An 11,835-nucleotide genomic window follows, 5' to 3' on the forward strand; every position below is an offset into this window, starting at 1 on the left:
TTCTACTTCTGCCACGTTATCTGTCCATTTTAGTCGATAGTGAGACTTCTGCATAATTGTCAAAACCTAATAGCGTGGCTTTTTGCTCACGTAATTGTAGGATTTGACCCATGATATCGGCGTTATTCAGCGACTCGCCTTTTTTATTTGTATGACCATCAAATTCTGAGGCACGCGTGACGTAAGCGCGGTACAACGTCTCACGTAGACTGCGGTCGTCAGCATGAGTCATGACCGCAAGGTAAACAGGGATATTTAAACTTGCTACGTAATAAGAGGTCGGCAACACATCAATATCTGCTTGCGTGAGGGCGCCGCTGGCAAGCTCACGGGCTTTATACTGTTCCCCTGCGTCTGCCAACAGTGCCAAACCACTTTCGGTCAAGCCCGCCAATTGCGCTGACTCTAATGGCAATGCATAAGCTTGGGTAGCATCCAATATATTGTCTGAGAACGTCGCTGATAAGGTTGAGAGTTCACTTTGAATAGCCGCAAATTGTTCTTGCTCAGCTTTAGGTAACGCCACACCTGACATCTCAAAGCTTCTAAGCGCAAGCTCAATGGCACGAGCGCGCGCAGGCTCAAGCGCTGCAAAGAACGCTTTATCATTCACGATAGCTTGATAACGACTAAACAGCGGCTGATGCTGCCCCACGCGAGTGCTGTAAGCAGACAGCTTAGGCAACAGCTCATGATGTACATGACGAATCTCATCGTTGCTCATCACGCTATTGAGATGCGACAAAATACCCCAACTGCGATCTAATGCCAGATTGATATGATCAAAATTCATCACATCGCTCAGAGCTTTCTCAGCAGTGACATCAGCAGGACTGTGGTTGCTGTCAGTATGGGCTGTCATTTCATCTAAAAAAGCATTGGCATCGTCTATCGCGCTAATGACTTGGCTTTGTAATGCACTTGGTGAAACATTGGCAAAATCGACAAGACGTAAATCTGGAGAAATGGGTGTCATAAAGGTATCCGATATCTGATATTAGTGAATAAATTATTATTGGTTAAATAGGGTTTGGTATAAGTGATTTGCGTGATGTAACACACAGAGTATAAAAGGCTGTCAGTTACTTTTTTATTTTGCGGTCTTATACCTATATTATATAAAAGATGGGTTCATTTAATGAAAATGCAACCTACGCACTGACAATACAGAAAGTAAAGCGACGAGAGGGTCGATATTAAATATGTTTAAATGAGATAAACCTGCCTTTTATAACAACATAGATTGTTCTACTTACAAAGCGCTATCATTTGCTTGCAAATTGACCCTACAGCAAGTGAGGTTTGACTGTTAGCATCAAGGGAATGGAATAAAAATATCAAGCCCTATTGATAAACGATTTATAGAGAAAATGACTCATAGAAAAATTAACAACGTTCAAAGTAAATGATAATAAAACAAGGAGCAGTATATGAAAGCGACTCTTAAAAGTTTACGTGAAACTAAAGCCAATCCAGCGGTCAGTATCTTTGTTAAGACACATCGAGCGCATCCAGCCAATGAGCAAGATCCAATCGCTCTAAAAAATCAGCTAAAAGTCGTAGAAGATCGCTTAACCAAAGAATACGACAAGAGTACGTCGACAACTATCTTAGACAAGATTCATGCTAAGACCAGTGAGTTAAACCACAACTATAATCTTGATACCTTAGCCATATTTGCCAGTACTGACGATGTACAAGTGATCCGTATGCCCATCGATACCACAGAGCGGGTTGTGATTTCAGACAGTTTTGCCACTCGTGACCTAGTTCGTGATATGGCAAGTGCCGTTCACTACTATACAGTCGTGCTGACCCGTGATAAGGCTCGCCTGATCGAAGCATCAAATGATCGTGTCATCAGAGAGTTTGATAAAGATGACGATGCACAAAACAATATGGAAAGCATCGCATTCCCTGTCGAAAATAATGGTCTGCATACGACAAGTGACGGTGGCTCTGATCGTTCTGCAAGTAATGAGAGCAGCCATCTAAAAGAATACTTTAACCAAGTCGATAAGAGCGTACAAGAGCTGTGGGGCGAGCATAAAATGCCTCTTGTCATCGTTGGCGATGCCAAAAATATCGGTTACTACAAAGAAGTCTGTGATCGTCCAGAAAACATCATTGCCACGGTATCAAACGCCACCAATCTAGAAGATGGCAGTGCACAGCATATCGTCGATAGTGTACAAGAAGCGGTAGAAGAATATCGTACGTCATTACATCATGCTGCTTTGGGCGAGATTGATAAAGCCCGCGGTGCCAACATGTTGCAGACGGATTTGCAGGAAGTATATCGTAGCGCGTTCCAAGGTGCTGGCGAGACGCTCTATGTACGCCGTGGCTATATACAATCTGCCAAAATTGATGAAAAAGCGCAGACTCTAAGTATTGCTAATGATGCTACCGCAGAAGGCGTCACTGATGATGCGATTGGCGAAATCATTGAGCATGTGATTCATAATGGTGGCGAGGCTGTGTTTATGCCGCAAGACATCATGGGTGAAGACCAACCGATTGCTCTAGTGACTCGCTACTGATTCAAAAAAACTGGCTATCAATGATGTTCATCGACGAATTCGCCATTGATAGCATATAGGTATAATATGAGAGCATTGGTTCGATAAGAATCAATGCTCCTTTTACATTGATGCACTTCTACATTGATGCACTTCTACATTACTAATTGACCACTCGTTTTTGATGATAAGTTTTTATGTAGTGCTATCAACTTTTACTATCCAAATACTGAGTTTATGACTGAATCTATGACTACCACCTCTTTTGTTCTAACCAGCTATAACATTCACAAAGGCATGTCGCCTATGAATCGCCAAGTGAAAATGCAAGGTATTGCCCATGCGCTTGAAGTCATAGAGTCCGATGTGCTGTGTTTGCAAGAGGTGCAAGGTCAAAACCTCAAGCGCAATATGCAATACAACGAATATCCTGACCAATCACAGCATGAATGGTTTGGTGAGTATCTGCAGCTGCAAAATAGCTATGGCAAAAACTCAGAATATGAAAACGGTCATCATGGCAATGCAGTATTGAGCCGATTCCCGCTAGATCCAAAACACAATGTCAATATTACCGTCAATAAGCTTGAGCAACGCGGCGTCTTACACTGTGAGGTACAGCCTATCGGTTGGGAGCGACCTGTCGTGGTATTGTGCGCGCACTTGAATTTGTTTGAGCGCGATCGTCTCAAGCAATATGAAGCCATTGCCAACTATGTGCGCAATGAGATTGCGCCTGACCAACCGCTTATCTTGGCAGGCGATTTTAACGATTGGAAAAAACTGTCTTGTGATAAGTTGGCGTCTAGTCTCGGTATGACTGAAGCTTTCAAGCATTGTCACGGCAAGCTGTCGCCTACTTTCCCAGCCAAGCTGCCCGTCCTCAGCTTAGATCGTATTTATGTACGTAATCTAAGAATCAAGGATGCATGGGTACACACTGGAAAACCGTGGTCAACGCTATCCGATCATTTGCCCATCAGTGCTGAACTGATGTTGCCATAGCGCAAACCATCTACTGAAACGCAAACCATTGACTAAAAAATAAAATAATAGAAACCCACAAGGATGATGAACCATGTCTAATACTCAAATACCAACCACTCAACATGCTGTACTTATTCGTGAGTTTGGCGAACCTGACGTTATGAATTATGAGGATAGTGTTGCTGTTCCTACTTTGGCGGATGAGCAAGTCTTAGTAAAAGTAGCCTACGCAGGCATTAACCCCGTTGATTACAAAACCCGTCAAGGCAAAGGGTGGGGCGCTGATAATATTCGTAAAGATAAATTTGATCATGATCAGCCAGCGATTTTAGGCTTTGATATGTCAGGAGTGGTAGTCAGTAGCAATAGCGAACAGTTTGCTGTTGGTGATAAAGTCGCCGCCTTGACTTTCAATGGTGGTTGCTATGCTGAGTATGTGGCAGTCGATGCCAAATTGCTCGCCAAAGTGCCAGAGTCAGTCACATTAGAGCAAGCAGGTGCGCTGCCTTGTATCGGACAAACGGCGCTACAATTTGTAGAGTTTGCTGATATCAAAAAAGGTGAGCATGTCGTCATAAATGCACCAGCAGGCGGCGTTGGTCATTTGTTAATCCAGTTGCTCATGAATAAAGTGTCGCAAGATAACATTAAGGTGACGGTAATTTGTTCGCCAGAAAAATATGCCAAGCTCGATGCGTTAATAGAAAAATCCAAGCTGACGAGCTGGATTGACTACACTAAAGAGGAGGCATTTCCTGACTTGCAAGCCGATGTGCTGCTTGACTTGGTCGGTGGGGATGCAGGGGTACGCGCGCTTGATGTACTCAAATCTGGTGGCCGCGTTAATGTGCTACCAACGATCTGGGTTGATAAGCTCGTCGATGCTGGTAGTCAAAAAAGCTTAAACGTGGCCGGTTATAAAGCGCAGCGTAGTGGGCAAGATATGGCAAGAGTGTTAGAACAAGTGGGCGCTGGTAAGCTCAAATTACAGATTCAGCAGACGTATCCGTTATCTGAAGCCGTGGCAGCACACCGCGAGCTACAAAAAGGCGATACCTTTGGTAAGATTGTTCTAAAGGCAGACTAGTCGGGCAGCATCTGCCGAAACGTGAGACTAATGCGCCCATCAGCGACTGATTTTGTCTTGGTGACGGTGTGCTTCCAGTAGGCTTGTGTATTGCCATGCATGACAATAAGCTGACCAGACTCAAGATAAAGCTCGACTTTATCTTGGGTTTTTTTATGCTTAAAGACAAATTTGCGCGTGGCACCGAGCGATAAGGCAGCGATAATTGGCTGATCGCCTAACTCTTTCTCGTCATCTGCATGATAGCCCATGCCATCGCTACCTGAGGGGTAATAATTCAACAGACAAGAATTAAAGTTAGCGACAATACCAATATTTGCTAGTAGTTGTTCGACATAGTGTTTCACATGAAACACTGTCTCTGACCATGGGATACTTTGGCGCGCGTGTCCAGAGTAGTGATAGCTGCTATTGTTTCCACCCATCCAAACGATTTGACGCGTGGTGACATGGGTCTTGCCAAACAAAGTAACGATGTCAGCATGCCAAGGCAGTTCGCTTAATAAGAGGTCGTAAAGCTCATGGCTATTCTCGACAACGATGCCCAGATCATTGAGTATCCCTTCATAAGGCAATAGGTTATCTACAGGACTAGGGGCGAATAAATCAGTCATAAGCTAAAATTTTAACGATTAAAATTCTCTAAAATAAATTTGGCGCATTGCTTCGGTGCTTCTATAGGCAATAGATGTCCGTTCTCAGGCATGATATTAAGCTGGTTAGCGGGCACAAATTTTTGCCAATTATTACGAACTTTATCGTTAATAAAAATAGTCGGCTTGCCAATGATAAGTTGGTAAGGCACCTTGGTTTTCGCCAGCTTCTTTAATGCACCGTCGATATAAGGGATGCCAAAATAATTCGCTATCTCTTGTTCGGGAGTGAATATAAATGCATAACGTCCATCGTCTTGCTGTATTAAGCTTTGTTCGGCAAACAGATACAAGTGCTCATCAGAGATGCGTCGATAAGCGCTCTTTTCTCGTAGGTTTTTATAGAACTCATCTATATTTGCCCAAACCTTTTGCTTGGTTAAAGCGCTTTTAAAAGGTTGACGTTTAAGCTTAACGGAACGAGGTATCAGCTTATACAACAGCGCTTGCGATTTGGTGAAAGTTACCGGCTCAATCAAATACAACTCAGAGAATAGATCAGGGCGTTTAGCCGCTGCCATAGCGGTAGCGGTAGCGCCTTGTGAGTGTCCAATGCCTATAACAGGACCATCTTGAGTCTGCTCTAAAAACTGAATAAGCAGATCGGCATCTTGCTCACGCGTTAATACACGGGCTTTTGGCTGGTCATACCAATAGCCACGCATCGCGAGCGAGCTGATGTCAAAACCAGCAGCAAGCTCTGTCAACAGGGGCTTGTAGTTACCTACTGTAAAACCATTGCCACCATAAAAGTGCGCTTTAGGGTGTTTGGTTTTATTATTAGCCGATGTATTCAATGAGCTCAAATCATAATAGCGTGCCTTTTGACCACCGATATCGATACTGTTTGTGAATGCTTCCATAAAAGTAACACTGCCTTATGATTTATTATTCATCAATAATTAATTGTTTTCGCCTAAGAAGCCGCCACTTTGACGCTGCCATAAGCCAGCATACACCCCATTTAATGCCAATAGTTCATCGTGGCTGCCTTGCTCGATAATCTGACCTTTATCCATGACCACCAGTCTATCGAGTGCGGCAATCGTAGAGAGACGATGGGCAATGGCAATAACTGTTTTGCCCGTCATAATATCATTCAAGCTTTCAGTAATGGCAAATTCAATCTCGGAGTCGAGCGCACTGGTCGCTTCATCTAAGAGTAAAATCGGCGCATTTTTTAGCATGACACGTGAGATGGCAATACGCTGACGTTGGCCGCCAGATAGTTTAACCCCGCGCTCGCCCACTTGTGTATCCAGACCAGTGTTGCCTTTATCATCATATAAATCTTTGATGAATTCCCAAGCCTGTGCTTGCTCAGTAGCAAGGATGATTTCTTCATCGCTGGCATCAGGTCGACCATAGGCAATGTTTTCACGGACAGTGCGATGGAGCAGCGAGGTATCTTGCGTGACCATACCGATTTGTTGACGCAAGGACTCTTGAGTGACTTCGTCAATCGCTTGCCCATCGATGTAGATTTTACCTTTATCCACATCAAAAAAGCGTAATAATAAATTCACTAAGGTTGATTTACCAGCACCTGAGCGACCCACCAAACCAATCTTTTCACCCGGTTTGATATCTAGGTGGAAGCCATCAAGTAGTTTGACTTGTGAATGGGTAAGGGCTGTTCCGGCAGTATTAACCTCGTCAATGCGCTCGCCTTCGATATCATCGTTTTCACTTTCATAACTAAAGTCAACATGATCAAAGACGATATGGCCATCAGTCACTTTTAGCGTAGCAGCGTTAGGTGTATCAACGATAGTCTGCGGTGCAGATAGTGTACGCATACCGTCCTGAGCGGTACCAATGCTTTCAAATAAGCTGGCTGTTTGCCACATAATCCACTGCGTTAAACCATTAAGTCGCAAAGCCATCGCTGTGGCTGCGGCAACAGCACCAACGCCGATGTCGCCTTGCTGCCATAAATAGATGCCAATCCCAGCCGTACTACTCACTAAAATGACACTAATCAGATGGGTTGAAACCTCTAAATAGCTGACCCAGCGCATTTGTGCATGAACCGTTCCTAAGAACTGACCCATGGCGTTCTTGGCATAACCCAGCTCACGGCGTGAATGACTGAACAATTTGACAGTCATGATATTGGCGTAAGCGTCAGTGATGCGGCCAACCATCAACGCACGGGCATCAGCCTGTACGATAGCCGTCCGTTTAAGCTTGGGAATAAAGAAGCGCAACGCAATGCCAACTAGGACAAACCAGATAATAAATGGGATGAGCAATAAGCTGTCTAAGTTAAATAAGATAACACCAGTCGTAATAAAATACACGATCACGTACATGAACATATCAGTGACCGTCATCACCGTATCGCGTACGGCTAGAGCCGTCTGCATCACCTTAGCAGAAACGCGACCAGAGAACTCATCTTGATAAAACTGCATCGACTGTCCGAGCATGTGCTGATGAAAACGCCAGCGCATTTGCATCGGAAACACACCTTGAATCGACTGAAAATGAATAAACGAAGATAAGGCAATCCAAAAGGGACTCAATAGCATGACCGCTAGCATCAAAAGGAGCATATCACCTTTTTCAGCCCACAGCGTTTGCGGTGTATAGATACCCAGCCAGTCGACGATATTACCAATCCAAGCAAACAGCATCGCTTCATAAATGCCGATACCCGCCGACAGAATCATAAAAAAGAGTAGCCAGCCACGCAAACCTTTGGTACATGCCCATAAAAACTTCATCAGCCCGTCACGAGGTGAGGGCAATGGCATAGGCGTATCAGGAAAGGCGGGTAGACGGTTTTCAAAAAAGCGAAATAGAGCATTCATAGGCAAGGGTAGAACATCAATAGCAATACGCCAAGACAAACACTGGCAAGCATTGTCTTGAACATTTATTTGTGTGAATAGGAAGTTACGCTATTTTAACAAAACTTCGTAATCACGCCTGCATGCTAATTGTAAATTGACAATCAATAGCGGCCTACGTTTATTACTTGTTAGCAAAAGCATTATAAATAGATTGCTGCATAAAACATATTTTGTTACATTCTATGGTTTTGTTGAACAGAAAACATGGCTTAGGGCCTGTTCTCATTTTTGGCTAATTTAGTCGCTTCCGTTTAGGGCGTGTTGAACATTCAAATGTGGTGCTGGCAGTGACTATTTTTTAGACAATATGCAGTGAAATTTTTGATGCCTAGTCATTCTAGGTTAGACAATTTCGCCATATATTGGCAAAAAATAGTACTGCCCTGAAAGGCTGATGCCAAAATCACCCCAAACGTTGTTGTAAGCCTAGCTAAGGTCTCGACATTATCGTCAGCTTACGCCTGATTTGATAAAATGTTTGGTGCAATTTTAGCAATCAGCAGCCCTAATATTTGAATGTTCAACACGCCCTAGATTGATGACGCGTTTGAGTAAACGAATAATAAATACACAAAATTGCAGCTTAAAAGGTAGACGTTCATGATGTATTTAACCATCGCGGTACTATGTAGTGTCGCTGTGTCAGTACTTTTAAAAATATTACGTCAACGAAATATCGATATCCGTCAGACTATCGTCGCCGGTTACCCAGTAGCGTTCTTACTCACTTGGTTTTTATTGAAGCCAGACATCAGCGGACTTAGTCTGTTAGGAAGCGCGTGGGGGATTATCATAGCGCTTGGCGTATTGCTGCCCGCCGTATTTATCATTCTTGGGCGTGCGATTGCAGCGGTCGGCATGGTGGCAACCGATGCTGCCCAACGTTTATCACTTATCATTCCTATCGTTGCCGCATTTTTATTATTCGGTGAGATGCTGACTGGTACGCGTATATTTGGTTTGGTATTAGGGTTTTTAGCTCTCGGTGCTTTGGTTTATCGTCCACAGCAAGGCGGCATGGACAAACAGGTGCGCCAAACGCCGCTTTGGTTATTTGGCGTTTGGGCAGGCTATGGCATTATTGATATTCTATTCAAGCAAGTTGCCAAGCAAGGGTCTGCCTTTCCGTTAACCTTATTTATAAGTTTCGGGCTGGCAGGGCTGTTACTGTTTATTTATTTGCTCATCACTCGTGTGCGCTGGCAGGGCAATGCCCTCATGGCAGGAGTACTGCTGGGTGCGCTGAATATGGGCAATGTTTACGCTTATGTACGAGCGCATCAAGTATTGTATGAGTCACCAAGCATTGTGTTTACTGGTATGAATGTGGGTGTCATCGCAGTAGCAACTATGATAGGTGTTGGGGTATTTAAAGAGCGGCTCAATCGCATTAATATAATAGGGCTGTTATTGGCAGTTGGCTGTGTGACAGTACTGTTTTTGGCATAAATTATTTAGAATAACTGTTTAGCCCAAATCCATCAACATCGTTACGATTTATAAAATCGTTAACTTATCAGATATAGGCACGCAGGGCATCCTATGATAAGGTTGCTTAAAAACAGCAAGGCTGATATAAGCTGACAAAAAGCGATTTGCTTTGAGACACTTGACCTCAATGAATAACAATAGGATGCACACTCAATGGAATACCAGAAGCAATTACAGCGTATAAAAAATGGTTCAGGCTTCATCGCGGCGCTTGATCAAAGTGGGGGCAGCACGCCAAAAGCACTTGAAAATTATGGTGTGAGCAGCGACGATTATGACAATGATGATGCCATGTTTGATCTCGTACATGAGATGCGAGCCCGTATCATCACTTGTGAGTCTTTTGATAATGAGCGCGTACTTGGGGCGATTTTATTCGAAGATACCATGGAACGAGAAGTTGACGGTAAGTCGACAGCTAACTATCTGTGGGAAAACAAAAATATCGTGCCATTTCTTAAGGTTGATAAAGGTCTGGCTGAACAGATGAACGGCGTGCAAGTCATGCGCCCGATACCGGATTTAGATGCGCTATTGGACAAGGCCAAAAACTATCCAGTATTTGGTACCAAGATGCGCTCAGTGATTTATGAGCCCAATGTCGATGGTATCGAGCTAGTCGTGCAGCAGCAATTTGATGTCGCCAAGCAAATCATCTCAAAAGGCCTGATGCCAATCGTCGAGCCAGAAGTAAATATCGATGGCACTAAAAAACATGACTGTGAGCTGATACTTAAAACCAGTCTATTACATAATCTGGATCGTTTAAGTGGTGATCATCAAGTCATGCTGAAATTGACCTTGCCAGAGGAAGCGGGTTTTTATCAAGAACTGATTGATCATCCAAAAGTGCTAAAAGTGGTGGCATTATCGGGTGGCTATAGCCGGAGCGATGCTTGTGCTAAGCTAAAACAAAACCCAGGTATGATTGCGAGCTTCTCACGTGCCTTTACTGAAGGTCTAAGTAAGCAACAAAGCGATGAGGAATTTTCTGAAACCATTAACAACTCAATTGAAGATATCTTTGAGGCGTCGAAAGTTTAAGCAATAGCTATTCAAAATAAAATTTATAATCCCAGTAAACTTTATGTTTGCTGGGATTTTTTTATAGCATTTACAATAGAAAAAAATTAAACTTATGTTTGTCATAAAGTTATTGGAGCAGTTGTGCCTCGTTTTGTGGTTCTAAGTTTACTAATACTAAGCTATAGTGCAGTCGTTCAGGCTATGGAGCCTGTAGGTTATTCAGGCACTTGGGCAAGTGCTGCTTATTTTAATAATGCCATTGATGTTATATCAGAGACAGTTAATATCGATATTACAGATGATGCTAATAATGCTGGTTATAAAGTGAGCTATAAGCTGTATAACAATCGTGAAGGGCTGCAATACCCATTAGTTTTTGAAGTATTCGATGAATTTGGACAAAGTAATGAGTTCGAAATTACTGTTGATGGTCAATCGGTGCCTGTTGTAACGGTTACTGAAGATAATAACGGGCTTGAGACCTCTGACTTCTATATACCAGCCAATACTGGTTTAGAGCAATTCAGAGCAGATTCAAAGTATATCAATCTGGATTTGTCGTCAGGGTTGCATACTATTACAGCTACTTATGACGTCCAGCCGCATTATTATGGCAGTGATTGGACTGGGATAAGCACTTACTCTTATTCGTTAGTGCCGGTGAAGGAGAGCGTCAGTGATGATAAGCAGTTTAAAGGGTCATTTGTTAAGCTAAATTTCAATGGTAGTTTAGACTATATTAGTATGGGTATCGATGGTACGAAGAATACTTTACCTTCTAATAACCAATGGCATTTCAAAGATAATCTAACAAAAGAGATTGATTTTATTATTCAAGCACCTCTGAATCCTGTGGCAAAAGTTTTAACGGCCGTTTCGCCATTCATAACTATAAGTTTCGCGCTATTTGTATTGGGTGGACTGCATTTACGTATGATGAAACGTAGACAGCAAGCCCAGCCCGAAACCCTTTGGACAGCCATGCTCGCAGGTGGTTTCCTAGTGCCTCTGCTTAGCCTGATAATTTATTACCTCTATTTACTGGTGACAGATATGATCATTGGTCAAGGCGCAACAGGAGAGAGTCGTGATTTGTTCTTTATTTGGGTTTTACCATTAGGCTATATAGTATTGACACCCGTTTATCTGGTCATTAGTTTTGTGGCTTTTATGATGGTTAAACAGACGGTTACTAAAACAGTAAAGTAATT

The 11,835-nt window shown here is 43.1% G+C and carries 10 protein-coding genes; 6 read left to right on the plus strand and 4 right to left on the minus strand.

Annotated elements, in window-relative coordinates:
• Positions 1-16: 16 nt before the first annotated feature.
• Positions 17-976, minus strand: coding sequence for a M3 family metallopeptidase (locus RH96_RS10500; RefSeq protein ID WP_010200739.1), 960 nt, complete (start codon positions 974-976; stop codon positions 17-19).
• 454 nt (positions 977-1,430) lie between these two features.
• Here RH96_RS10500 and RH96_RS10505 point away from each other — a divergent pair, with 454 nt between their 5' ends.
• From RH96_RS10505 to RH96_RS10515, 3 genes are all read left to right on the plus strand, one after another.
• Complete coding sequence (locus tag RH96_RS10505) at positions 1,431-2,543, plus strand: hypothetical protein (protein ID WP_010200740.1); 1,113 nt, start codon at positions 1,431-1,433, stop codon at positions 2,541-2,543.
• Between the two features lie 228 nt (positions 2,544-2,771).
• The gene (locus RH96_RS10510; protein ID WP_010200741.1) at positions 2,772-3,527 is read left to right on the plus strand and encodes an endonuclease/exonuclease/phosphatase family protein; all 756 of its coding nucleotides are present in this window, start codon (positions 2,772-2,774) and stop codon (positions 3,525-3,527) included.
• 73 nt (positions 3,528-3,600) lie between these two features.
• On the plus strand, positions 3,601-4,596 hold the full coding sequence (locus tag RH96_RS10515; RefSeq protein ID WP_010200743.1) for an NADP-dependent oxidoreductase: 996 nt from the start codon (positions 3,601-3,603) through the stop codon (positions 4,594-4,596).
• Here RH96_RS10515 and RH96_RS10520 read toward each other — a convergent pair.
• The 3 genes from RH96_RS10520 to RH96_RS10530 are packed head-to-tail and all read right to left on the minus strand — an operon-like array spanning position 4,593 to position 8,065.
• On the minus strand, positions 4,593-5,210 hold the full coding sequence (locus tag RH96_RS10520) for an alpha-ketoglutarate-dependent dioxygenase AlkB family protein (RefSeq protein ID WP_010200744.1): 618 nt from the start codon (positions 5,208-5,210) through the stop codon (positions 4,593-4,595). The two genes, RH96_RS10515 and RH96_RS10520, sit on opposite strands and share 4 nt — an antisense overlap.
• A gap of 11 nt (positions 5,211-5,221) precedes the next feature.
• A complete protein-coding gene (locus RH96_RS10525) occupies positions 5,222-6,112 on the minus strand; it encodes an alpha/beta fold hydrolase (protein ID WP_010200746.1) in 891 nt (296 codons plus the stop codon).
• A 39-nt stretch (positions 6,113-6,151) separates the two neighbouring features.
• Entirely contained in the window at positions 6,152-8,065 is a 1,914-nt protein-coding gene (locus tag RH96_RS10530; protein ID WP_026037291.1) for an ABC transporter ATP-binding protein, read from the minus strand.
• 642 nt (positions 8,066-8,707) lie between these two features.
• Here RH96_RS10530 and RH96_RS10535 point away from each other — a divergent pair.
• From RH96_RS10535 to RH96_RS10545, 3 genes are all read left to right on the plus strand, one after another.
• On the plus strand, positions 8,708-9,556 hold the full coding sequence (locus tag RH96_RS10535; protein WP_010200751.1) for a DMT family transporter: 849 nt from the start codon (positions 8,708-8,710) through the stop codon (positions 9,554-9,556).
• A 195-nt stretch (positions 9,557-9,751) separates the two neighbouring features.
• Complete coding sequence (locus RH96_RS10540; protein WP_010200753.1) at positions 9,752-10,642, plus strand: fructose bisphosphate aldolase; 891 nt, start codon at positions 9,752-9,754, stop codon at positions 10,640-10,642.
• A gap of 123 nt (positions 10,643-10,765) precedes the next feature.
• Positions 10,766-11,833 (plus strand): hypothetical protein, encoded by a 1,068-nt coding sequence (locus RH96_RS10545; protein WP_010200755.1) that lies wholly within the window; start codon positions 10,766-10,768, stop codon positions 11,831-11,833.
• Positions 11,834-11,835: the final 2 nt, after the last annotated feature.

It is taken from the genome of Psychrobacter sp. PAMC 21119 (genome assembly GCF_000247495.1).
Lineage (GTDB): Bacteria > Pseudomonadota > Gammaproteobacteria > Pseudomonadales > Moraxellaceae > Psychrobacter > Psychrobacter glaciei.

Coding starts and splice junctions, on each gene's coding strand:
- RH96_RS10525 (WP_010200746.1), bottom strand. CDS start 6,112: ATGGAAGCATTCACAAACAGTATCGATATCGGTGGTCAAAAGGCACGC.
- RH96_RS10520 (WP_010200744.1), bottom strand. CDS start 5,210: ATGACTGATTTATTCGCCCCTAGTCCTGTAGATAACCTATTGCCTTAT.
- RH96_RS10500 (WP_010200739.1), bottom strand. CDS start 976: ATGACACCCATTTCTCCAGATTTACGTCTTGTCGATTTTGCCAATGTT.
- RH96_RS10505 (WP_010200740.1), top strand. CDS start 1,431: ATGAAAGCGACTCTTAAAAGTTTACGTGAAACTAAAGCCAATCCAGCG.
- RH96_RS10515 (WP_010200743.1), top strand. CDS start 3,601: ATGTCTAATACTCAAATACCAACCACTCAACATGCTGTACTTATTCGT.
- RH96_RS10510 (WP_010200741.1), top strand. CDS start 2,772: ATGACTACCACCTCTTTTGTTCTAACCAGCTATAACATTCACAAAGGC.
- RH96_RS10530 (WP_026037291.1), bottom strand. CDS start 8,065: ATGAATGCTCTATTTCGCTTTTTTGAAAACCGTCTACCCGCCTTTCCT.
- RH96_RS10540 (WP_010200753.1), top strand. CDS start 9,752: ATGGAATACCAGAAGCAATTACAGCGTATAAAAAATGGTTCAGGCTTC.
- RH96_RS10535 (WP_010200751.1), top strand. CDS start 8,708: ATGATGTATTTAACCATCGCGGTACTATGTAGTGTCGCTGTGTCAGTA.